Below are 22,473 nucleotides of genomic sequence, written 5' to 3'. Positions count from 1 at the left end.
AAGATAAACAAAAACAGTTGATGCTAAGCTCTTTTAGCATCAACTGTTTTTGTTATAGACATTTCGATTAACCCAGGAGACTCTAAGTACGAGATATTTGCGAAATCGTAGGTTCCTTTATCTAGTTTTCGTTTAAAGTATTTATGTACAAAATCAACTTCTGATGGCAGGATGTTTCGATTATCGTTTTTTAATACAATTTCTGCATGCTTATATGCGTCTGTATATATCACAGTCGTGTTGCCAATTGTATAGACTTTAATCATGTTTGCATCAGTATTTTCTAGCTGATTGTAAACCATTTGCGAATGACTATTTGTCACGTTAATAAGTTTCATCCTGAAACACCTTCTTCCTAAACATTACTTCATAGTGTAATTATATAAGAAAGATTAAGAAAAAAGAAGGATGTTGCTCATTTTAATTAGAAGATTTGAAAAATTTGGTAAAAAGAAAAGGATTCTCGCTACTTGCGAGAACCCTCATTTCTTTATTTCTTATCTTCTTTAGCTAAACGTTCAGGTTTTGATGTGATCACAATATGATCTTCCTTATCTAGTTTTGCTTTTAAATCAGTAATTGCAGGATGATCTAAATAGAACTCAGCAATACCATCTTCAATGTTTTCTTGGATTGTCCGTCTCAGTGGTCGAGCACCCATCGCAGGATCATAGCCAAGATCAACTAGTTTTTCTTTAACATTATCTGGAACATCAATGTGTAACTTTTGTGAAGCCAACATTTCGTTCACATCGTCAAGCATTAATGAAACAATCTTCATTAAGTTTTCTTTTGATAATGAACTAAATTCAATAATCCCATCAAAACGGTTCAAGAATTCTGGTGCGAAGAAATCCTTTAATTGGCCTAAGACAGAACGGGTAACACCTTCTCTTGCGGCACCAAAACCAACATTCGCTTCGATTTTACCAGTTCCGGCATTACTAGTCATGATAATGATTGTGTCTTTAAAGCTGACTGTACGACCTTGAGAATCAGTTAAACGACCATCATCAAGAATTTGCAAGAACATATGCAACACATCTGGATGAGCTTTTTCGATTTCATCTAACAGGATTAAGCTGTATGGATGACGACGAACTTGTTCTGTTAATTGCCCAGCTTCTTCATAACCGACATAGCCTGGAGGTGAACCGATCAATTTAGAGACACTGTGTTTTTCCATGTACTCACTCATATCAAAGCGAATCATCGAGTTACTTGAACCAAATAATTCTTCAGCTAATTGCCGAGCCAATTCTGTTTTACCAACACCAGTAGGTCCCACAAAGAGGAAGGAGCCAATTGGACGATTTTTCTTGTTTAAACCAACACGGTTACGACGAATGGCCTTAGCAACTTTATCCACTGCTTCATCTTGGCCGATGACGTGCTGTTTCAAATCAACCGCAAGATTTTTCAATTGCGTTTGTTCTTTTTCTTTTAGTTCACCTACTGGGATACCAGTTCGTTTTTCAACGATTTTTTCCATATCTTTTTCAGTAATAACGGGCGTTTCTTCATCCGTCAATTGACGATCTTTCATTTTTTGTAATTTATTAATTTGATCGCGATAGTAAGCCGCTTTTTCGAAATCTTCTTCCTGAGAAGCTTGTAATTTTTGTTGTTCAGCTTCTGCCAATTTCTTGTCGATTGTTTTTGGATCAACAATTTGAATGGTTAAGTTTTTCTTCGATCCTGTTTCATCTAACAAGTCGATTGCTTTATCAGGTAAGAAACGGTCTTGAATGTAGCGATTTGACAATTCAGCTGCAGCTTTAATTGCATCTTCCGTGTATCTTACGTGATGATAGTCTTCATAGCGTGGTTGTAACCCCTTTAAGATTTCGATCGTCTCTTGAACAGAGGGTTCTTCAACACGTACAGGTTGCATCCGACGTTCCAAAGCTGCGTCTTTTTCAATGATGCGGTATTCGTTCAATGTAGTAGCCCCGACCATTTGCAGTTCGCCGCGTGCTAAGGCTGGTTTTAAAATATTACCAGCATCCATATTACCGTCGCCAGCTGCACCAGCCCCGACGATTTCATGAACTTCATCAATAAAGAGAATGATATTTTCAGCTTGACGAATTTCTTCAATCAGCTTTTGCATCCGTTCTTCAAATTGTCCGCGAATTCCAGTTCCTTGAACAAGTGAAGCGACATCTAAGCGAATCACTTCTTTGTCCATTAATTTTTGTGGAACATCGCCGTCTACAATTTTTTGAGCTAAACCTTCGACGACGGCAGTTTTACCGACACCTGGTTCGCCGATCAATACCGGATTATTTTTGGTTCGGCGATTTAAAATTTCAATGACGCGTTGGATTTCATCATCACGTCCAACAACTGGATCAATATTTCCTTCCCGAGCCTGACCCGTAATGTTTATGCCATATTCATCTAATAGACCACCGCCGCCGTTTCCACGAGGGGGTTGATTGTTTATTCCATTTCCACCACCAAATTGCGTAGGTGGTGTTTGATCTGCTGCACCTTGTCGTTGTTGCATTTGTTGTGACATTGAGCGGAACAAATCATCTAGACTTCCAAAACCAAAAGGATCATTTCCTGCCATCTGTGGCGCACCTCCAGCTTGATTCTTCAATTTTTGATAGCAATTTTGACAATAATCTAATTGCTTTCGTTGACCATTGACATTCGCATATAAATGAATTGTTGCTTCATTTTCATGGCAATTTTGGCAAAGCATAATTTTCACCCTTTCAATAGTTGATTGTTTCTTCCATTGTACATCGAGTAAGCGAATCTCGTAAAAAGATACGCTGATCAGCATGGTTTGACTTTCACTGACCTTAAAAACAATTATAACGAGAATTTTGATAAAAGCAAACAGTTTGTTTCGATTTTTAGCAATCTGATTCATCGAGTGCTAAAACGAACGAATATCTTCCTTTCTACATTATGTAGCTGTTATGTAAAAAATATGAAAACAGGAATAATAAGGGCATTAATCGATCCACAAAGATATTTTAAGAAAGGGCATACAATTTAGAAGAATAAATCGATTAAAATTGTTGTATCCACCGCAAAAAAATGGTAATCTAAGAAAATGAAGGGCTCAAAATGATGGATGTTATCATTAAAGCCCTAACATAAAAAAACATTTTTTTTTATAAAGGAGAACGGTCAATATGGAAAAAAAAGATTTTCACGTAGTAGCAGAAACAGGGATTCATGCACGTCCCGCAACTTTATTGGTGCAAGCTGCAAGCAAATTTAACTCTGATATTAACTTAGAGTATAAAGGAAAATCAGTTAACCTTAAATCAATCATGGGAGTTATGTCTCTAGGTGTTGGCCAAGGCTCTGACGTGACTATCTCTGCTGAAGGTGCTGACGAAAAAGAAGCAATGGAAGCAATCGTAGAAACAATGAAGAAAGAAGGATTATCTGAATAATGGTTGAATTACTAAAAGGTATTGCCGCAAGTGACGGGGTTGCCGTTGCGAAAGCTTATCTGCTAGTACAACCGGATTTATCTTTCAAACAAAATAATGTAGAAGACACTGCTGCCGAAGAAAAGCGTTTAGACGACGCTTTGGCGGCTTCTTCTGCTGAATTAGAAAAAATTCGGGATAAAGCAGCGAAAAGCTTAGGTGAAGAAGAAGCACAAGTTTTTGATGCTCATTTGATGGTTCTTTCAGATCCAGAAATGATTGGTCAAATTAAACAACATATTCAAGATAATAAGGTGAATGCTGAAAGTTCACTTAAAGAAGTTACTGATATGTACATTGGCATGTTTGAGGCAATGGATGATAACGCTTATATGCAAGAACGTGCTGCGGATATCCGCGACGTGACAAAACGTGTAATGGCGCATTTATTAGGTGTTTCATTACCAAATCCATCAATGATCGATGAAGAAGTTATTGTGGTGGCACATGACTTGACTCCGAGTGATACTGCTCAGTTAGATAAAAACTTTGTAAAAGCTTTTGTTACTGATATTGGTGGGCGTACGTCTCACTCAGCAATCATGGCTCGTTCATTGGAAATCCCAGCGATCGTTGGTACGAAAGAAATCACTTCTAAAGTTAAAGAAGGCGATGTACTAGCAGTTAACGGAATCATCGGTGAAACGATTGTTAACCCAACTGACGAACAGGCGGCTGAATATAAAAAAGCTGGCGAAGCTTACGCAACGCAAAAAGCAGAATGGGAAAAATTAAAGGATGCTGAAACAGTTACAGCTGATGGCAAGCATTTTGAATTAGCAGCAAACATCGGTACACCTAAAGATCTTGAAGGCGTTCATAACAATGGCGCTGAAGCGATCGGTTTGTATCGTACTGAGTTCTTATACATGGACTCTTCAGATTTCCCAACAGAAGACGATCAATTTGAAGCTTATAAAGCCGTTTTAGAAGGCATGGGCGACAAACCAGTCGTAGTTCGTACAATGGACATCGGCGGAGACAAAGAGTTACCTTACTTAACATTACCTCACGAAATGAATCCGTTCTTGGGTTATCGTGCATTGCGTATCAGCTTATCTGAACTAGGCGATGACATGTTCCGTACACAATTACGTGCATTGTTACGCGCTTCTGTTCATGGTAACTTGCGCATCATGTTCCCAATGGTTGCGACATTAAAAGAATTCCGTGCAGCGAAGAAAATGTTCAACGAAGAAAAAGAAAAATTGGTTAAAGAAGGCGTGAAGGTTTCTGACACAATCCAAGTCGGAATCATGATCGAAATTCCAGCTGCAGCTGTATTAGCTGACAAGTTTGCCAAAGAAGTTGACTTCTTCAGTATCGGAACAAATGACTTAATTCAATATACTATGGCAGCTGACCGTATGAACGAACGCGTTTCTTACCTTTACCAACCATATAACCCATCAATCCTACGTTTGATCAAAAACGTGATCGATGCAGCGCACGCTGAAGGTAAATGGGCTGGTATGTGCGGCGAAATGGCCGGCGATCAAACTGCTGTTCCATTGTTAATGGGTATGGGCTTAGATGAGTTCTCTATGAGTGCAACATCTGTGCTTAGAACTCGTAGTTTAATGAAACGTCTAACAACGACTAAGATGGCTGAATTAGCTGAAAAAGCGTTGAAAGAATGCGACACAATGGAAGAAGTTCAAGAATTAGTAGAAGAATACGTAAAATAAACTGTAATGATTAGACCGTTACCTTATTAGGGTAGCGGTCTTTTTAAACATTAAAGGAAGTATAACATTTTAAGCGGTCAAAGGATTGATACATCAATCTTTTGACCGCTTTTCATCTGGTCTTTTTCCTATTAAACTAGAGAGATGAAACCCAATATTTTACACGCCATTTTCTTTGATGAATATCAAAACTGGGAGAAATTCAATCAAAGGTACACGAGAAGGATTCGATCCGTTGTGAAAAGAGAAGTGAAGAAGTTTCGCGATTGTGGTGACCTTAAAAAAGGTTATCGTCTATTTGTCTGTGAAGGATGCCATAATGTAAAGAAAGTGGCTTTTCGTTGTAAAGGGAAATTTTGTCCAACTTGTGCAACTGGGGAAAGTCAACGGTGGGCAGAGGTTGCGGCGAATGATCTGTTTACAGTGACGCATCGACACGTCATCTTCACGATCGATGAAGGTTTACGTGAGATTTTTCTGAAGGAGAAGTATCGTAAGGAGCTTTTAAAAGGGTTAATGGACGAAGCTGCACGGATACTATTAGATTTTTTTAGAAAACACCATATACAAGCTGGGGTTGTGGCAACACTCCACACCTTCGGTTCTCAGCTAGAATACAATCCGCATGTTCATTTAGTCGTCACCATGGGTGGACTGACGAAGGATGGAAAATGGAAGGACTATGACTATTTTCCGTTCGCAATGTTGAGGAAATATTGGCAGAATGCGGTCCTAAAGCTTATTCGAAGAACCTTATCCCAATGGGATAAGGCACGAGTCCAGCCGCTTTTACAAGCGGCGTACACGAAAAATGCAGAGGGCTTTTACGTGCATGCACCCAAAAGGAGCCGAACTTCTCTCAAAAAAATATTAGAATATATCAGTCGTTATATGAAACGTGGTCCCATTGCTTTAAATCGTATCCTTTTGTACGATGGGAAAATAGTGATGTTTCAGTATCATGATAAACGAACTAACACGGATAAGATAAAGACGATGTCGGTAGAGGAATTTATTGGTGCACTGATTCGTCATATTCCAGAGAACCAGTTCAAAACAATTCGTAGATACGGCATTTATAGTCGGCGGATCAAGACAATCATGAAAAAAGTAGTAAGTAATTACCAGAAAGAGATTCACCGAATGCTTGTGAATGTGAAGAAAGCACTTAAACCAAAATCATGGTGTGAACGAATAGCCGAAGAATTCGGAGTAAATCCATTGGAATGTACTAGATGTGGCGAATATTATGAATTTAGTGGAGTTAGTGTGTCTAAAAATGGACGACTTATAGTGAAATATGCGAAGAATAAAGAATCGGAACGATTCATGCGAGAGGAGAATAAAAAAATTGGGGAAGAAGCATCGAAACGTAAGTATGAAAAAGAAAAAGAAGCAGCTTTTAAAAACCTTCGATTCCAATGGAGTGGTTCATTACATTTGTCTTGAATGTGGGATAAAGGAAAAAATTCCAAAGGAAGTGGTTCAATTTTTGGATGCAGAAGATGTTGCATTTGATCCTGAGAACGCTCCGCAATTTGATTGCGAAAAATGTGGTGGAGAGATGTATCCAGAATATTATAAGAACGTACTTGGATACGAATTTAGAATCAGTGATCGACAATAAAATGATTCATCTAAACAAAAAGTCCTCAGGAGCGGTTTTCTCCTGAGGTTTTCTTAGTATTTCACAGCCCGAATAAACGTTTTCATTATTAAATCAGACTATAGGTTGAGAAAAAGCTGAAATGCTTATGATATAATTGATTTGTTTTAAAGGAAAGCTATTCTAAATTATTTTTTATTTGCGAATAGCGATGATGCTTTAGCTGGAAATAGGTATGTTAAATTCATTGGAATTTGTTTTATCAAACTGTAAAAGGAGGCGCTTATGAAAATATTATTATACTTTGAGGGTCAGAATGTCATTGGCAAATCTGGCATTGGTCGGGCGCTGAAACACCAGAAAAGAGCCCTAAGTGCTATGGGAATTAATTATACATTGGATCCTAAAGCAACCGATTATGATATATTACATATTAATACATACGGACCTAAAAGTTTAAACTTAGTCAGAAAAGCGAAACGGCTTGGAAAAAAAGTGATTTTTCACGCGCATTCTACTGAGGAAGATTTTCGAAATTCGTTTGTCGGCTCTAATCAACTGGCTCCGTTGTTCAAAAAATGGCTAATTACACTGTACCAGCAGGCCGATCATTTAATCACGCCGACCCCTTATTCGAAAAAGTTGCTGCGTAATTATGGTTTGACACAACCAATCGCTGCCATTTCCAATGGGATTGATTTGAAAAAATACTATCCGGATAAACATAAAGAAGTTGCCTTTCGTAATTACTTTCATTTAACGGAGACACAAAAAGTTGTCATTTGTGTGGGTTTATTTTTTGAACGTAAGGGAATTTTAGATTTTGTTGAAATTGCAAAAGCGATGCCTGAATACACGTTCATATGGTTTGGCGATGTACCGATGATTTCGATTCCAGCGAATATTCGACGTGTAGTAAAAAAAGAACATCCAAAAAATGTCATTTTCCCCGGCTATATCAATGGGGATTTAATTGAGGGCGCGTATTCAGGTGCAGATTTGTTTTTCTTCCCATCTTACGAAGAAACAGAAGGGATCGTTGTATTGGAAGCCTTAGCAAGTCAGCAACAGGTATTGCTGAGAGATATTCCTGTGTATGACGGTTGGATGAAGAATCGAGAAAATTGCTATATGGCTAGCAACAATCGAGATTTCGAACAATTAATTCATCAATTAGTCAACCATCGTTTACCTAATCTTTCTATGGCTGGGTTTAGATTGGCGCAAGAAAAAAGTATCACCCAAATTGGGAAAGAATTAGAATCTGTCTATCGTGCAGTTTTAGAATTGCCATACGATCATCAGGTATATGCAAAGGTTACAAAATAGTTTGGAGGAGTGAACGTGCGGATCGGTTTCTTTACAGACACTTATTTTCCCCAAGTAAGTGGGGTTGCAACATCAATCAGAACTTTAAAAAATGAACTCGAAAATCAGGGGCATGAAGTTTATATTTTTACAACAACAGATCCTGATGCTGACGAATTTGAAAAAGATATCGTACGAATGCCGAGTGTTCCTTTTATTTCTTTTACTGATCGGCGGATAGTAGTTCGTGGACTTTGGTTCGCTTATCAAATCGCTAAGGAATTAGAATTGGAAATTATTCATACTCATACAGAGTTCGGTACTGGATTTTTAGGTAAAATGGTCGCTAATCGTTTACGTATTCCGGTCATTCATACGTATCACACGATGTACGAAGATTATCTTCATTATATTGCAAATGGAAAGGTAGTCAGACCTACGCATGTAAAGCATTTTATAAAAATGTTTGTCAATCATTCGACAGGTGTGGTGTGTCCAAGTAAACGTGTCGTTGATACATTGAAACGTTATGAAGTAGATGTTCCAATGCGAATCATCCCAACTGGAATTGACGTCGCCAAATTTCTTCGTTCAGATATCACAAAAGAGGATACGGATCGATTGCGAGATAAATTAGGAATACGGGAAGAAGAACTAATGATTTTGTCTTTGAGCCGTATTTCTTATGAGAAGAATATCCATAGTATTATCCAACAATTTCCAGAAATTTTAATGAGCTTGCCTAACGCCCGTTTGGTAATCGTTGGAAAAGGACCTTATCGTGAGGAATTAGAAAAGCTGACTCATGAGTTAGGAATTACAAATTATGTCCAGTTTACTGGGGAGATTCCTCATGAAGAGGTGGCCTATTATTATCGTGCTGCTGATTACTTTGTCAGTGCTTCCACCTCAGAGACACAGGGATTGACCTATGCCGAAGCAATAGCTTCAGGCACACAATGTATTGTCGAAGGCAATGATTATTTAAATCAATTGTTAAGTGATGAATCTTTAGGAATTACTTTTGCACAAGATGAGGATTTTAGTGAAAGTTTTGTCAGGTATGTTCAACAACAAATCAGTGTAGATCCTTTAGTTCAACAAGATAAACTAATTGAGATTTCAGCTGAACGATTTGGCAGTGAGATACTTAAGTTCTATCAAGAAATGATTACTTATTATGCCGAAAACCATACAGAAATAAAATTACCTACGCGAACAGTGCAAAAAATGCGAGTTAGAATTAATTCTCTTAGAAACACCGAAGATAAATAAAGCTCAAATCCATCTCTTCATGTATACTAGAGATGGATTATTTTATTTTGGAGGTTAATAACATGAGAATAGGTTTTATCGGTACTGGTGTGATGGGGAAATCAATCGTTGGACACTTTTTAGCAGCTGGTCATGAAGTTTCGGTTTTCAATCGCACGAAGAGTAAAACAGACGAATTAGTAGCTAAAGGAGCAGTTTGGAAAGACACCCCTGCGGAAGTTACTACTTTCAGTGAAATTGTTTTTTCAATGGTCGGGTACCCTAGTGATGTGGAAGAAATCTATTATGGGGAAAAAGGGATTTTATCGGTAGATGTTACAAATAAAATCTTGATTGATTTAACAACATCTACTCCAACTTTGGCAGAAAAAATTTATCAAACGGCTAAAGAGAAAGGTGCGGCTTCATTAGATGCCCCAGTTTCTGGAGGCGATTTAGGCGCTCAGAATGGAACCTTAACAATTATGGTCGGCGGCGATCAAGTTGCATATGATCGAGTGACTCCACTCTTTGAAATTATGGGGAAAAGTTATTCTCTGCAAGGCGCAGCAGGTGCGGGGCAGCATACGAAGATGGCGAATCAGATCATGATTGCCGGGACAATGACGGGGTTGACGGAAATGCTGGTATATGCGAAAGCGGCGGATTTAGATGTAGAAAATGTACTGGACACATTGAGTGGTGGAGCAGCACAAAATTGGTCAATGACGAATTATGCACCTCGTATTTTAAAGGCAGATTATTCTCCGGGATTCTTTGTTAAGCATTTTATCAAGGACTTAAAAATTGCTTTAGACGAGGCCAAAAAAATGCAATTGGATCTACCTGCAACGAAATTGGCGACTGAGTTATATGAACGTTTAGCTGATCAAGGATTCGAAAATGATGGGACGCAGGCCTTAATTAAATTATGGTGGGCAAAATCTTAAGTTAGATTTAGTAAAAAAAACATAAATTTATTGATGAAAATCAATGCAAGATACGGTCCGATTTGGTACAATAAGACAGAATTGAGAAGAAGGGGGGCATCTAGATGAAACATTCACAATTAGTTGCCATTATTAAACGCTTAGAAGCAATGACTGAATCGACTGACAATGAAGTACAGGTACGTCGTTTTGAAAAAGAGGGCGTAGAGAAATGTACTGTAACTTATGATAATACGACAGAAACATTTGAACTGACTGAAAGCGACAGCAAACAATCTTATCAATTTGACAACATCGACATTGTTGCGATGGAAATTTATGATTTGATTCAATAAAACGGGGGAACCCGTTTTTTTTGTGCCCATTTTTACCAATCTACATAAATAGTGAAAGTATTAGTAGGATAACGACCGGTACGTTATTATTTAGAACATATTATTATTTCCAAAATAAAAGGCTTTCAGATAATTTTTGATTATAATTTTATGAGTAATTCCTATTTTTTACCATAACTCGGGACAAATCTTTTGAATTTATGAAGCTTTAGTTGGAAGATATTTTGGGGAGGTAATAATATGTTAGACAAAGAAGTATACAATCAACTATTTAAACCATCTTTTTCAAAGAGAACACAAGTTACTTTTTGGGATGGGACGGTAAAGGAGTATGGAGATTCTGAAGGTGAAACAATCTTCAAAATTATTTTTAACGAAAAAATTCCCGTTAAAGAATTGCTAAACAATGCATCTTTAGCATTAGGTGAAGCCTACATGGAAAAGAAAATTGAAATTGAAGGAAACTTGCAAGCGTTGATTTATGACGTCTATAACCAAGCGAATGGCTTTTTCCATAATACAAATTTTAAAAAATGGATGCCTAAGGAAAAACACACTAAAAAACAATCAGCACATGATATTCATAGTCACTATGATTTAGGTAATGATTTTTATGAAATGTGGCTTGACCAAACGCTAACGTACTCTTGCGCGTATTTCGAGACGCCTGAGGATACCTTGGAACAAGCACAAATCAATAAAGTGCATCATATCCTGAACAAGTTATTTATTCAACCAGATGAGACGTTATTAGACATTGGTTGCGGGTGGGGTACGTTGATATTAACAGCAGCAAAAGAATACCATGTTAAGGCAAAAGGCATTACTTTAAGTGAAGAACAATATCAACATATTCAGACTATCATTGCTGAAGAAAAGCTAGAAGATAGTGTATCCGTTGAGTTAATGGATTACCGTGATTTAGAAGGTACCTTTGATCATATTACAAGTGTTGGAATGTTTGAACACGTTGGTGCAGAAAACCTACAAGAATATTTTAAAGTGGTGGAAAAACACTTAGCACCAAATGGTACGGCTTTGATTCATGGAATCAGTCGTCAACAAGGGGGTGCAAAAAATGCTTGGATCAATCAATACATTTTCCCAGGTGGGTATATTCCAGGTGTGACAGAGTTAGTTAAACACATTACCGAAAATGATTTGCAATTGATTGATCTTGAAAGCCTGCGTCGTGATTATCAATTGACATTAGAACATTGGACGAAAAATTTCCATCAAGTTGCTGATAAAGTTATAGCGCAAAAAGATGAAAGTTTTTATCGAATGTGGGATTTATATCTACAGGCTTGTGCAGCGTCATTCCAAGCTAGCAATATTGATGTGATTCAATATTTATTAGTTCATCCAAATAACAACTCGACTCCAATGCACCGAAATGTCTAAGAAGCGGATATCCCGCTTCTTTTTATTTTAATCAATTACTTTGATATCCAAAGTAATTTCAAACTAACTATTTTAATTGGATTTAAAGAGAATCATTAATTTTTAGTTAATTGAAAAAATGTTGTTGCATTCAGAAAAAAAATAAGATATAGTTTGAACATCAAATGATTTGATAATCAAACTAATTAGGTGAGGATATGGAAAGAAACTGGGAAGAATTAAATACCTATTTAGTTTCAATTTTCAACGATGTTTTGTCGATTGAAGAAAACGAACTAAAAAAATCACAATTCAGCGATTTAACGATTACAGAGATGCACACCATCGATGCGATCGGCATGTATAAGAAAAAGACGACAACTGAAGTTGCTAGAGAATTATTAGTAACTGTCGGAACGCTTACGACATCAATCAATCGCTTAGTGAAAAAGGGCTATGTAGAACGAATTCGCAGCGAAGATGATCGCCGTGTAGTCAAATTAGGTTTGACGAAAAAAGGTCGACTCGTTTTTCGGATTCATCAACATTTTCATCATGAAATGGTCAAAAGTGCCATTAAAGATTTGGATGAGGATGAGCAAGAGGTTTTCTTAAAAGCGCTAGTGAATCTATATAGTTACTTAGAGGAGATCAAATGAGTATGAGATTCGGAAGAATAACGGCAACAGCCCGCTACCTACCTGAGAAAGTCGTGACGAATGATGACTTGACTGAGTGGATGGATACTTCAGATGAATGGATTCAATCACGGACTGGTATCAAACAGCGTCACGTGGCGGAAATCGAAAATACTTCTGACATGTGTGCGCAGGTAGCAAAAAAATTGATCGATAAAACGGGAATTGATCCTCTAGATTTAGATTTCATTATCGTTGCAACAATGTCGCCTGATTACACTTCGCCTTCTGTAGCTTGTCAAGTACAAGGAGCAGTGGGTGCGAAACAAGCGATGGCCTTTGACGTAGCAGCTGCTTGTGCGGGATTTGTCTATGCTTTGGCAACAGCCGAAAATTTCATGCGTGGTGGCATGCAGCGCGGAATGGTGATAGGTGGCGAGAAAACTTCGAAGTTATTGGATTGGCAGGATCGTTCTTCAGCAGTTCTTTTTGGCGACGGGGCAGCGGGTGTTTTACTAGAAGCAAATGAAAAACCTTCTATTGTAAAGCAGATGTTGCGAGCAGATGGAGAGCGTGCGAATGCGTTGACTGCCGGCTTCCGCAAAAACAGTAATATTTTCCATGAAGGATTAGAGATCAATACCGCTTTAGCAATGGATGGTCGCGGAATCTGGAACTTCGCCTTAAATGATGTAACAAAAAGTTTGAAAGAATTTATCGGTAACGAGTCAGTCGATTATTTTCTGCTGCACCAAGCCAATAAACGAATCATTGAAAAAATTGCTCGTAAAATGAATGAGCCAATTGAAAAATTCCCTATGAATTTAATGAATTATGGAAATACTTCAGCGGCGAGTATTCCGATCTTACTGGATGAACTTGTTGAAGCCAATATCCTATCATTAAATAGTGGGCAAACTGTGGTATTGACAGGCTATGGCGGTGGCTTAGCGTGGGGAAACCTGCTGATTCAGCTGTAAGCTTGTTAAAAATATAAAATTAAAACTTAAACTTATCGGAGGAAACAACTTATGACATTCGAAAAAATTCAAGACATCATCGTAGAAGAACTAGGAGTAGAAAAAGAAGAGGTTAAATTAGAAACAAATATTCAAGAAGATCTTGAAGCAGATAGCTTGGATCTATTCCAAATCATCAACGAAATCGAAGACGAATTTGATGTGAAGATCGAAACAGAAGATGGCATCACAACAGTTAAAGATTTAGTTGAATATGTTGAAAAACAACAAAACGCTTAATTAATAAAATTTCGGGAAAAGGCTAGGCGTAAGGCCTGGCCTTTCCTGCTATTAGGAGACGATCATGAAAACAGCATTCTTGTTCAGCGGGCAGGGCGCTCAATATGTCGGAATGGGCAAAGAGTTGTACCAGCAGGAAAAAATCGTAAAAGAAACCTTTGAAGAAGCCAGTGATTTGCTTGGTTTTTCAATGGAAGATTTATGTTTTTTGGAAAACGACCAGCTTAATGAAACGAAATATACACAACCAGCAATCTTAACAGTTAGTACAGCTTTTCTACGTGTGCTGACAGCTAAAGGATTTCAAGCTGACGCATTAGCAGGCTTAAGCTTGGGAGAATATACAGCATTGGTTGCCTCTGGAGCACTGGCATTTAGTGATGCCGTAAAGCTTGTACACAGACGTGGACAATTTATGAGTGAAGCGGCTCCGACAGGTAGTGGGAAAATGGTTGCCGTGATGAATACTGCAGCAGATGTAATTGAAGACTGCTGCAAGCAAGCCTCAGCATTAGGCATTGTTTCACCAGCAAACTATAATACTCCGCAACAAATCGTAATTGGCGGTGAAGTGGCCGCGGTTGAAAAAGCGGAAGAATTATTGCAAGCTGCTGGAACAAAACGCATGATTCCTTTGAATGTCAGTGGACCTTTCCATACGGCATTATTGGAGCCTGCTAGTAAACGTTTGAATGAGGAATTACTGACAGTAACATTCAATGAAATGCACATTCCTGTAATTTCTAACACGACTGCTGACACTATGCCACAGACTGAGATCGTACCATTACTGACAAAACAAGTGATGTCTCCGGTTCGTTTTAGTGATAGCGTCCTGAAGTTGAAGGAACTAGGTATTTCACAGTTGATTGAGATTGGACCAGGCAAGACATTGACTGGATTCATTAAGAAAATCGATCGTTCATTAGCTACTAGTCGCATAGAAGATAGGAAGACATTAGAAGAAACCATCATTTTTTTAGGAGGTTCGAATGGAACTAACGAATAAAACAGTTTTCATTACTGGAAGCAGCCGCGGTATTGGTTGGGGAATAGCAAAAGCCTTTGCAAAAGCTGGTGCTAATATTGTCTTAAACGGTCGTAAGGAAATTTCGAGTGAAAAAATTGCTGAGATTGAGTCTTATGGTGTGAAATGTACAAGTATCTGTGGTGATATCAGCTCATTTGATGAAGCTGGGAAAATGATCAAACAATGCGAAGAATCTTTAGACTCGATCGACATTCTGATCAATAATGCGGGAATTACAAAAGATCAATTGCTTTTACGTATGAAACCAGAAGATTTCGATGCGGTGATGGCTATCAATTTGAAGGGAACCTTCAACATGACCCAGCAAGTTTTGAAAAAAATGATGAAAAAGCGTGCTGGCGTGATTATCAATCTTTCCAGTGTTGTAGGTCTGATCGGAAATGTCGGTCAAAGCAATTATGCAGCCAGTAAAGCTGGTGTAATCGGCTTTACAAAAGCAGTCGCTAGAGAAGTTGCACCGCGGGGAATCACTTGCAATGCAATTGCCCCTGGTTTTATTAAAACAGACATGACAGATGAACTAAACGATAAAGTTAAGGAACAAATGGAAGGGCAAATTCCGCTGAAAAGTTTTGGCAGCGTGGAGGATGTAGCAAATGCCGCGTTGTTTTTAGCTCAAAATAATTATATCACCGGTCAAGTTTTGAACGTTGATGGCGGAATGGTCATGTAAAGAAAGGACGGAAAAATATGAATCGTGTCGTAATTACAGGCTTTGGTGTTGCCTCACCAATTGGAAACGATGAAGAAACATTTTTAAAGAATTTAAAAGAAGGAAATCACGGCTTTGGTCCGATCACGCGTTTTGATGCCAGCGAAACTGGTATTAGCGTTGCGGCGGAAGTAAAAAATTTCCCTTTGGAAAAATATTTTGTAAAAAAAGATACAAAGCGGATGGAAACTTATTCGTTATATGCTATTTATTCTGCACTTGAAGCATTAGAAATGAGCGGCATCAACACAGAAGAGGAAGACATGGAGCGCTTTGGCGTGATGATTGGTTCTGGTGTCGGCGGTCTAGGTACGATCCAGGATCAAGTTATTAAAATGGATAAAAAAGGCCCAGCTCGTGTTTCTCCAATGTTCGTACCTTTAGCGATCGTAAATATGGCTGCTGGAAATGTTGCTTTACGTATCGGAGCAAAAGGCATTTGTACAAGTACGGTGACAGCTTGTGCCAGCGGAACACATTCAATCGGTGAAGCTTTCCGTAATATCAAGCATGGGTATTCAGATGTAATTATCGCTGGTGGAGCAGAATCTTGTATCAATAAGATCGGTATCTCTGGTTTTGCGGCATTGACTGCGTTAAGTACTTCAGAAGATCCAGCTCGTGCATCAATCCCATTTGATAAAGACCGTAACGGATTTGTTATGGGTGAAGGTGCCGGCGTCTTAGTCTTAGAGTCTTTAGAGCATGCACAAAAACGCGGAGCAAAGATTTTTGGTGAAGTTGTGGGATATGGGGCTACTTGTGATGCCTACCATATGACAGCTCCATCACCAGATGGGGAAGGCGCAGCTAGAGCAATTACTGAAGCTATCAAAGAAGCTGGGATTACTCCAGATGAAGTAAACTATGTGAATGCTCACGGAACCAGCACGCAAGCTAATGATAAAGCTGAAAGCAAAGCGATCGAAGCGGCATTGACTGAGAATGCTTACGTCAGCAGCACGAAATCCTTAACTGGTCATTTGTTAGGTGGAGCCGGTGGCGTGGAGGCAGTAGCTTCATTAATGGCCTTACAACACCAATTTATTCCACCAACTGCGAATATCCAAGAAGTAGATTCAGAAATCAAAGCAAATGTTGTTGTGAATGAAGCAAAAGAAACAGCAGTTAATTACGCTGTAAGTAATTCTCTAGGTTTTGGCGGTCACAACGCTGTGATCTGTTTGAAACGCTGGGAGGCATAATAATGGAAATCAATGAAGTCAAAGAACTGCTGAGTCAATTTAATGATTCGAACCTCACTGAATTTGATTTGCGTGAGGGCAGTTTTGAATTATATATGAATAAAAATCAAACGAGTCGTCAAGTAACACCTGTCCAAACAGAACAAGCTGTAGATTCAGTACCAGTAGCAGCTACTTCTGCTTCGACGACTTCAGCAGAAGCGACTCCAATTGTTGAAAGCAAGGAAGAAGGACATGTAATTACTTCCCCAATCGTAGGGATCGTCTACTTACAACCATCACCGGAGCAAGAGGCCTACAAATCTGTTGGTGATAAAGTGAAGCAGGGGGAAACTGTCTGCATCATCGAAGCAATGAAATTATTGAATGAAATCACGAGCGATTTTGATGGGACTATCACAGAGATTTTAGTGGAAAATGAAGACGTTGTTGAATATGGACAACCGTTGTTCCGTATTAGCTAGTCGGTCATTCTGTTTATTCGTAATAGGAACTAGGAGGAAATAATTAATGTTAACAATTGAAGAAATCAAAGAAATCATCCCGCATCGCTATCCAATGTTGTTGATCGATCGCGTGGAAGAATTAGAAGCAGGAAAAAGCATCAAAGCGAAGAAAAATGTTTCCGTTAATGAGCCATTTTTCCAAGGCCATTTTCCTCACGAACCAGTAATGCCAGGTGTTTTGATCGTTGAAGCAATGGCTCAAGCTGGTGCCATCGCTTTATTGTCGATGGATGAGTTCAAGGGTAAGACAGCTTACTTTGGGGGAATCGATAAAGCGAAATTCCGTAAGAAAGTCGTTCCAGGAGATACTTTAGTTTTAGAAGTAGAATTAACAAAAGTTCGTTCTTCAGCAGGTTGCGGAAAAGGCATCGCTTATGTCGATGGTAAAAAGGTAGCCGAAGCAGAATTGACTTTTATGATTGGATAGATGTCTATGTTTTCAAAAATTTTAATTGCCAATCGTGGCGAAATTGCTGTACGAATTATCCGTGCCTGTCGTGAATTAGGAATTCAGACAGTCGCGGTTTATTCTGAGGCAGATAAAGAAGCGTTGCATACAGAAATGGCTGACGAAGCGATTTGTATCGGTCCGGCTCGTTCAAGCGAATCCTATTTGAATATGCAGGAAATTTTAAGTGCGGCGATTGTGACGAATGCTGAAGCGATCCATCCCGGCTTTGGTTTTCTATCAGAAAATAGTTTGTTTGCGACGATGTGCGCAGAATGCAATATTAAATTTATCGGACCTAGTGAAAAAACGATTGACGCGATGGGAAATAAGATCCATGCGCGTCAATTGATGCAAGAGGCTGGTGTACCCGTAATCCCCGGCAGTGATGGCGCAATCGATACCTTAGAAGAAGCAGAAAAGCTTGCTGATAAAATCGGTTATCCGGTCATGCTGAAAGCAGCAGCTGGCGGCGGCGGAAAAGGTATTCGTAAGGTTCCTAAGAAAAGTGAACTGGAGAAGCATTTCTTATCAGCAAAATCTGAAGCGAAAGCAGCTTTTGGTGATGACGCGATGTATATGGAGAAAATTATTTATCCCGCACGTCATATTGAGGTTCAAATATTAGGTGATCAAAACGGTGATGTGATTCATCTGGGAGAACGTGATTGTTCATTACAGCGGAATAACCAAAAGGTTTTAGAAGAAGCGCCTTCTGTGGTAATTGGTGAAGAAACTCGCCAAATGTTAGGAGATATCGCTGTTAAAGCTGGAAAAGCAGTTAGTTATGAAAGTGCCGGAACAATTGAATTTCTTCGTGACGAGAACGGAAATTTCTATTTCATGGAAATGAATACGCGTATTCAAGTAGAGCATCCAATTACCGAAATGGTTACCGGGATTGATATCGTGAAGAAGCAGATAAAAATTGCGGCTGGCGAACCTTTGGGATTAAAGCAATCAGATGTGAAATTTCAAGGGCATTCCATTGAATGCCGAATCAACGCGGAAAATCCAGCATTTAATTTTGCTCCTTCACCTGGTAAAATCAAAACCTTATTGTTACCTAGTGGTGGATTAGGATTACGAGTAGATAGTGCGATGTATAGTGGTGTGACAATCCCACCATACTATGATTCAATGATAGCAAAGATTATTGTTCATGGAGAAGATCGCTTCGACGCTCTAATGAAAATGCAACGTGCTTTAGGAGAGTTTGTTTCAGAAGGTGTTATCACGAATGTTGAGTTTCAAATGGATTTAATTAGTCATCCGAGTGTTCTATTCGGTGATTACGATACAAGTTTCTTACAAAAAACATTTTTACCTGAGTGGCAACAAAGCGAGTAGGAGGAATATAGGTGGGCCTTTTTAATAAGAAAAAAAACTACATTCGGATCAATCCTAACCGCGATAGTGTACCAACGACGAAGCCAACTGTGCCTGATGATATGTGGGCAAAATGTCCGAATTGCAAACGTACCTTATATAAAAAAGAAATTGGTGCTGAGAAAGTTTGTCCTCATTGTGGCTACAGCTTCCGAATCAGTGCTTGGGAACGATTAGCATTAACGATCGATGAAAAAAGCTTTGTTGATTGGGATAATAAATTAACGCAGCAGAATCCAATCAATTTTCCTGATTATCTAACAAAAATCGAGACGATGAAAGAAAAGACAGGTTTAGACGAAGCTGTTATAACTGGTAAAGCGACAATTAATAATCAGTTGGTAGCCATCGGGGTGATGGATGCGAATTTCATTATGGGTAGTATGGGGACAGTCGTCGGTGAAAAGATCACTCGACTCTTCGAAAAGGCTACTTCTGAAAAATTACCCGTTGTGTTATTCACCGCTTCAGGTGGAGCTCGAATGCAGGAAGGGATTTTTTCTTTGATGCAGATGGCTAAAATTTCGGCGGCGGTCAAACGACATAGCAATGCTGGTTTATTGTATATCACAGTTCTCACCGATCCAACTACTGGCGGTGTTACAGCAAGTTTTGCTATGGAAGGAGATATTATCTTAGCGGAGCCGCAAACGTTAGTCGGTTTTGCAGGCCGACGAGTGATTGAGCAGACAATTCGTCAACAGCTCCCAGAAGATTTTCAAAAAGCCGAGTTTCTTTTACAACATGGATTTATTGATCAAATCGTTCCGAGAATGACTTTACGAGAACGTTTGTCGCAATTATTAGCATTTCATCAACAGAAAGGCTGGTGTGACTAATGAGTCTTACTGCTGGAGAAATCGTAAAACTGGCGAGACATCAGGATCGCTTAACTAGTCTTGATTATTTCGAAAAGATTTTTACTGATTTTCAAGAATTTCACGGAGACCGATTATTCGGTGATGATCCTGCAATTGTTGGTGGTATTGCCAACCTTGCGGGTAAGCCAGTCACAGTTATTGGTATTCAAAAAGGAAATGACTTAAAGGAGAATATGGCACGAAATTTTGGTCAGCCCAATCCAGAAGGCTATCGTAAAGCCCTACGTTTGATGAAACAGGCAGAAAAGTTTAATCGGCCGGTGATTTGTTTTGTGAATACACCTGGAGCGTTTTGTGGAGTTGAAGCTGAAGAACGTGGTGAAGGTGAAGCAATCGCTCGTAATCTGATGGAGATGTCGGACTTAAAAGTACCAATCATTTCAATTGTGACAGGAGAAGGTGGCAGCGGTGGGGCACTTGCATTAGCAGTTGCTGATGAAGTATGGATGATGGAATATAGCATTTATGCGATTCTTTCCCCTGAAGGGTTTGCCTCAATCCTCTGGAAAGACGGTAAACGAGCGGATGAGGCGGCCGAGCTGATGAAAATCACCGCGGCTGAGCTTTTAGAACTAGATGTCATTGACCGAGTGATTCCAGAAACGCTGAAAGGTAAAAAACTTAGTGAAGAGAAAATCGTTCGGATGATGAAAAAATCTCTGATTGAAACGATTACTGAACTTTCATCTTTGAGTATCGAAGAGCTTCTTGAAAAAAGGTATCAAAGATTTCGTAAATTTTAAACAGATCCTCGACGACGGCATTTGCCGTCGTTTTTTAGACATTAAAGGGAGTATAACATTTTAAGCGGTCAAAGGATTGATACATCAATCTTTTGACCGCTTTTCATCTGGTCTTTTTCCTATTAAACTAGAGACATGAAACCCAATATTTTACACGCCATTTTCTTTGATGAATATCAGAACTGGGAGAAGTTCAATCAAAGGTACACGAGAAGGATTCGATCCGTTGTGAAAAGAGAAGTGAAGAAGTTTCGCGATTGTGGCGACCTTAAAAAAGGTTACCGCCTATTTGTCTGTGAAGGATGCCATGATGTAAAGAAAGTTGCTTTTCGCTGTAAAGGGAAATTTTGTCCAACTTGTGCAACAGGGGAAAGTCAACGGTGGGCAGAGGTTGCGGCGAATGATCTGTTTACAGTGACACATCGGCACGTCATCTTCACGATCGATGAAGGTTTACGTGAGATTTTTCTGAAGGAGAAGTATCGTAGGGAGCTTTTAAAAGGATTAATGGACGAAGCTGCACGGATACTATTAGATTTTTTTAGAAAACACCATATACAAGCTGGGGTTGTGGCAACACTCCACACCTTCGGTTCTCAGCTAGAATACAATCCGCATGTTCATTTAGTCGTCACCATGGGTGGACTGACGAAGGATGGAAAATGGAAGGACTATGACTATTTTCCGTTCGCAATGTTGAGGAAATATTGGCAGAATGCGGTCCTAAAGCTTATTCGAAGAACCTTATCCCAATGGGATAAGGCACGAGTCCAGCCGCTTTTACAAGCGGCGTACACGAAAAATGCAGAGGGCTTTTACGTGCATGCACCCAAAAGGAGCCGAACTTCTCTCAAAAAAATATTAGAATATATCAGTCGTTATATGAAACGTGGTCCCATTGCTTTAAATCGTATCCTTTTGTACGATGGGAAAATAGTGATGTTTCAGTATCACGATAAACGAACTAACACGGATAAGATAAAGACGATGTCGGCAGAGGAATTTATTGGTGCACTGATTCGTCATATTCCAGAGAACCAGTTCAAAACAATTCGTAGATACGGCATTTATAGTCGGCGGATCAAGACAATCATGAAAAAAGTAGTAAGTAATTACCAGAAAGAGATTCAACGAATGCTTGTGAATGTGAAGAAAGCACTTAAACCAAAATCATGGTGTGAACGAATAGCCGAAGAATTCGGAGTAAATCCATTGGAATGTACTAGATGTGGCGAATATTATGAATTTAGTGGAGTTAGTGTGTCTAAAAATGGACGACTTGTAGTGAAATATGCGAAGAATAAAGAATCGGAACGATTCATGCGAGAGGAGAATAAAAAAATTGGGGAAGAAGCATCGAAACGTAAGTATGAAAAAGAAAAAGAAGCAGCTTTTAAAAGCCTTCGATTCCAATGGAGTGGTTCATTACATTTGTCTTGAATGTGGGATAAAGGAAAAAATTCCAAAGGAAGTGGTTCAATTTTTGGATGCAGGAGATGTTGCATTTGATCCTGAGAACGCTCCGCAATTTGATTGCGAAAAATGCGGTGGAGAGATGTATCCAGAATATTATAAGAACGTACTTGGATACGAATTTAGAATCAGTGATCGACAATAAAATGATTCATCTAAACAAAAAGTCCTCAGGAGCGGTTT

At 39.0% G+C, this 22,473-nt stretch carries 24 protein-coding genes; 22 read left to right on the top strand and 2 right to left on the bottom strand.

The window, feature by feature from the left end:
- Positions 1–23 precede the first annotated feature (23 nt).
- Positions 24–338 carry a DUF1827 family protein gene (locus IGI44_RS11025; RefSeq protein ID WP_438787773.1) on the bottom strand — a complete coding sequence of 105 codons (315 nt, stop codon included), beginning with the start codon at positions 336–338 and terminating at the stop codon, positions 24–26.
- A 152-nt stretch (positions 339–490) separates the two neighbouring features.
- Positions 491–2,713: an AAA family ATPase gene (locus IGI44_RS11020; RefSeq protein WP_438787772.1), complete on the bottom strand. Its 2,223-nt coding sequence runs from the start codon at positions 2,711–2,713 to the stop codon at positions 491–493.
- 442 nt (positions 2,714–3,155) lie between these two features.
- On the opposite strand from IGI44_RS11020, the gene IGI44_RS11015 reads away from it, so the two are divergent.
- The 22 genes from IGI44_RS11015 to IGI44_RS10910 all read left to right on the top strand — a co-directional run bounded on the left by IGI44_RS11015 (position 3,156) and on the right by IGI44_RS10910 (position 22,435).
- A complete protein-coding gene (locus IGI44_RS11015; protein ID WP_010740408.1) occupies positions 3,156–3,422 on the top strand; it encodes a phosphocarrier protein HPr in 267 nt (88 codons plus the stop codon).
- Complete coding sequence (gene ptsP / locus IGI44_RS11010; RefSeq protein WP_438787771.1) at positions 3,422–5,149, top strand: phosphoenolpyruvate--protein phosphotransferase; 1,728 nt, start codon at positions 3,422–3,424, stop codon at positions 5,147–5,149. The genes IGI44_RS11015 and ptsP overlap by 1 nt, the downstream gene beginning before the upstream one ends.
- Positions 5,150–5,293: 144 nt before the next feature.
- Positions 5,294–6,598 (top strand): IS91 family transposase, encoded by a 1,305-nt coding sequence (locus IGI44_RS11005; RefSeq protein ID WP_438787770.1) that lies wholly within the window; start codon positions 5,294–5,296, stop codon positions 6,596–6,598.
- A 43-nt stretch (positions 6,599–6,641) separates the two neighbouring features.
- Positions 6,642–6,776 carry a hypothetical protein gene (locus IGI44_RS11000; RefSeq protein WP_438786009.1) on the top strand — a complete coding sequence of 45 codons (135 nt, stop codon included), beginning with the start codon at positions 6,642–6,644 and terminating at the stop codon, positions 6,774–6,776.
- 264 nt (positions 6,777–7,040) lie between these two features.
- Positions 7,041–8,084: a glycosyltransferase gene (locus IGI44_RS10995; protein ID WP_438787769.1), complete on the top strand. Its 1,044-nt coding sequence runs from the start codon at positions 7,041–7,043 to the stop codon at positions 8,082–8,084.
- 15 nt (positions 8,085–8,099) lie between these two features.
- Positions 8,100–9,338 carry a glycosyltransferase family 4 protein gene (locus IGI44_RS10990; protein WP_438787768.1) on the top strand — a complete coding sequence of 413 codons (1,239 nt, stop codon included), beginning with the start codon at positions 8,100–8,102 and terminating at the stop codon, positions 9,336–9,338.
- Positions 9,339–9,400: 62 nt separating this feature from the next.
- Positions 9,401–10,267, top strand: coding sequence for an NAD(P)-dependent oxidoreductase (locus tag IGI44_RS10985; protein WP_438787767.1), 867 nt, complete (start codon positions 9,401–9,403; stop codon positions 10,265–10,267).
- Positions 10,268–10,371: 104 nt separating this feature from the next.
- On the top strand, positions 10,372–10,602 hold the full coding sequence (locus tag IGI44_RS10980; RefSeq protein WP_016180637.1) for a YkuJ family protein: 231 nt from the start codon (positions 10,372–10,374) through the stop codon (positions 10,600–10,602).
- Positions 10,603–10,842: 240 nt separating this feature from the next.
- Positions 10,843–12,006: a class I SAM-dependent methyltransferase gene (locus IGI44_RS10975; protein WP_438787766.1), complete on the top strand. Its 1,164-nt coding sequence runs from the start codon at positions 10,843–10,845 to the stop codon at positions 12,004–12,006.
- Positions 12,007–12,203: 197 nt separating this feature from the next.
- Entirely contained in the window at positions 12,204–12,644 is a 441-nt protein-coding gene (gene fabT, locus IGI44_RS10970) for a fatty acid biosynthesis transcriptional regulator FabT (RefSeq protein WP_016180640.1), read from the top strand.
- The gene (locus IGI44_RS10965) at positions 12,641–13,603 is read left to right on the top strand and encodes a beta-ketoacyl-ACP synthase III (protein WP_438787765.1); all 963 of its coding nucleotides are present in this window, start codon (positions 12,641–12,643) and stop codon (positions 13,601–13,603) included. Before fabT ends, IGI44_RS10965 begins: the two co-directional genes overlap by 4 nt.
- A gap of 51 nt (positions 13,604–13,654) precedes the next feature.
- Positions 13,655–13,882: an acyl carrier protein gene (locus IGI44_RS10960; protein WP_010746005.1), complete on the top strand. Its 228-nt coding sequence runs from the start codon at positions 13,655–13,657 to the stop codon at positions 13,880–13,882.
- Between the two features lie 64 nt (positions 13,883–13,946).
- Positions 13,947–14,891 carry an ACP S-malonyltransferase gene (gene fabD / locus IGI44_RS10955; protein ID WP_438787764.1) on the top strand — a complete coding sequence of 315 codons (945 nt, stop codon included), beginning with the start codon at positions 13,947–13,949 and terminating at the stop codon, positions 14,889–14,891.
- Entirely contained in the window at positions 14,875–15,606 is a 732-nt protein-coding gene (fabG, locus tag IGI44_RS10950) for a 3-oxoacyl-[acyl-carrier-protein] reductase (RefSeq protein WP_438787763.1), read from the top strand. The genes fabD and fabG overlap by 17 nt, the downstream gene beginning before the upstream one ends.
- A gap of 17 nt (positions 15,607–15,623) precedes the next feature.
- Positions 15,624–16,850 (top strand): beta-ketoacyl-ACP synthase II, encoded by a 1,227-nt coding sequence (fabF, locus tag IGI44_RS10945; protein WP_438787762.1) that lies wholly within the window; start codon positions 15,624–15,626, stop codon positions 16,848–16,850.
- Positions 16,851–16,852: 2 nt separating this feature from the next.
- Positions 16,853–17,314 carry an acetyl-CoA carboxylase biotin carboxyl carrier protein gene (accB, locus tag IGI44_RS10940; protein ID WP_438787761.1) on the top strand — a complete coding sequence of 154 codons (462 nt, stop codon included), beginning with the start codon at positions 16,853–16,855 and terminating at the stop codon, positions 17,312–17,314.
- Positions 17,315–17,360: 46 nt separating this feature from the next.
- On the top strand, positions 17,361–17,783 hold the full coding sequence (gene fabZ, locus IGI44_RS10935) for a 3-hydroxyacyl-ACP dehydratase FabZ (RefSeq protein ID WP_438787760.1): 423 nt from the start codon (positions 17,361–17,363) through the stop codon (positions 17,781–17,783).
- 6 nt (positions 17,784–17,789) lie between these two features.
- On the top strand, positions 17,790–19,154 hold the full coding sequence (locus IGI44_RS10930) for an acetyl-CoA carboxylase biotin carboxylase subunit (protein ID WP_438787759.1): 1,365 nt from the start codon (positions 17,790–17,792) through the stop codon (positions 19,152–19,154).
- Between the two features lie 11 nt (positions 19,155–19,165).
- Positions 19,166–20,032, top strand: coding sequence for an acetyl-CoA carboxylase, carboxyltransferase subunit beta (gene accD, locus IGI44_RS10925; protein ID WP_438787758.1), 867 nt, complete (start codon positions 19,166–19,168; stop codon positions 20,030–20,032).
- Positions 20,032–20,817 (top strand): acetyl-CoA carboxylase carboxyl transferase subunit alpha, encoded by a 786-nt coding sequence (locus IGI44_RS10920; protein ID WP_438787757.1) that lies wholly within the window; start codon positions 20,032–20,034, stop codon positions 20,815–20,817. The genes accD and IGI44_RS10920 overlap by 1 nt, the downstream gene beginning before the upstream one ends.
- Positions 20,818–20,952: 135 nt before the next feature.
- Complete coding sequence (locus IGI44_RS10915) at positions 20,953–22,257, top strand: IS91 family transposase (RefSeq protein WP_438785899.1); 1,305 nt, start codon at positions 20,953–20,955, stop codon at positions 22,255–22,257.
- A 43-nt stretch (positions 22,258–22,300) separates the two neighbouring features.
- Positions 22,301–22,435: a hypothetical protein gene (locus tag IGI44_RS10910; protein ID WP_002302374.1), complete on the top strand. Its 135-nt coding sequence runs from the start codon at positions 22,301–22,303 to the stop codon at positions 22,433–22,435.
- The last annotated feature ends 38 nt before the right edge of the window (positions 22,436–22,473 follow it).

Source organism: Enterococcus sp. DIV0756, from assembly GCF_051710745.1.
In the GTDB taxonomy this organism is placed as follows: domain Bacteria; phylum Bacillota; class Bacilli; order Lactobacillales; family Enterococcaceae; genus Enterococcus_A.
The sequence above is the reverse complement of the archived record's forward strand: the minus strand, read 5'-3'. Positions and strand labels throughout refer to the sequence as shown.

Bases quoted from the DNA above. Each gene is read 5' to 3' on its own strand.
- IGI44_RS11025 (WP_438787773.1), bottom strand. From the start codon at position 338: ATGAAACTTATTAACGTGACAAATAGTCATTCGCAAATGGTTTACAAT.
- IGI44_RS11020 (WP_438787772.1), bottom strand. From the start codon at position 2,713: ATGCTTTGCCAAAATTGCCATGAAAATGAAGCAACAATTCATTTATAT.
- IGI44_RS11015 (WP_010740408.1), top strand. From the start codon at position 3,156: ATGGAAAAAAAAGATTTTCACGTAGTAGCAGAAACAGGGATTCATGCA.
- ptsP (WP_438787771.1), top strand. From the start codon at position 3,422: ATGGTTGAATTACTAAAAGGTATTGCCGCAAGTGACGGGGTTGCCGTT.
- IGI44_RS11005 (WP_438787770.1), top strand. From the start codon at position 5,294: ATGAAACCCAATATTTTACACGCCATTTTCTTTGATGAATATCAAAAC.
- IGI44_RS10995 (WP_438787769.1), top strand. From the start codon at position 7,041: ATGAAAATATTATTATACTTTGAGGGTCAGAATGTCATTGGCAAATCT.
- IGI44_RS10985 (WP_438787767.1), top strand. From the start codon at position 9,401: ATGAGAATAGGTTTTATCGGTACTGGTGTGATGGGGAAATCAATCGTT.
- IGI44_RS10980 (WP_016180637.1), top strand. From the start codon at position 10,372: ATGAAACATTCACAATTAGTTGCCATTATTAAACGCTTAGAAGCAATG.
- IGI44_RS10975 (WP_438787766.1), top strand. From the start codon at position 10,843: ATGTTAGACAAAGAAGTATACAATCAACTATTTAAACCATCTTTTTCA.
- fabT (WP_016180640.1), top strand. From the start codon at position 12,204: ATGGAAAGAAACTGGGAAGAATTAAATACCTATTTAGTTTCAATTTTC.
- IGI44_RS10965 (WP_438787765.1), top strand. From the start codon at position 12,641: ATGAGTATGAGATTCGGAAGAATAACGGCAACAGCCCGCTACCTACCT.
- IGI44_RS10960 (WP_010746005.1), top strand. From the start codon at position 13,655: ATGACATTCGAAAAAATTCAAGACATCATCGTAGAAGAACTAGGAGTA.
- fabD (WP_438787764.1), top strand. From the start codon at position 13,947: ATGAAAACAGCATTCTTGTTCAGCGGGCAGGGCGCTCAATATGTCGGA.
- fabG (WP_438787763.1), top strand. From the start codon at position 14,875: ATGGAACTAACGAATAAAACAGTTTTCATTACTGGAAGCAGCCGCGGT.
- fabF (WP_438787762.1), top strand. From the start codon at position 15,624: ATGAATCGTGTCGTAATTACAGGCTTTGGTGTTGCCTCACCAATTGGA.
- accB (WP_438787761.1), top strand. From the start codon at position 16,853: ATGGAAATCAATGAAGTCAAAGAACTGCTGAGTCAATTTAATGATTCG.
- fabZ (WP_438787760.1), top strand. From the start codon at position 17,361: ATGTTAACAATTGAAGAAATCAAAGAAATCATCCCGCATCGCTATCCA.
- IGI44_RS10930 (WP_438787759.1), top strand. From the start codon at position 17,790: ATGTTTTCAAAAATTTTAATTGCCAATCGTGGCGAAATTGCTGTACGA.
- IGI44_RS10920 (WP_438787757.1), top strand. From the start codon at position 20,032: ATGAGTCTTACTGCTGGAGAAATCGTAAAACTGGCGAGACATCAGGAT.
- IGI44_RS10915 (WP_438785899.1), top strand. From the start codon at position 20,953: ATGAAACCCAATATTTTACACGCCATTTTCTTTGATGAATATCAGAAC.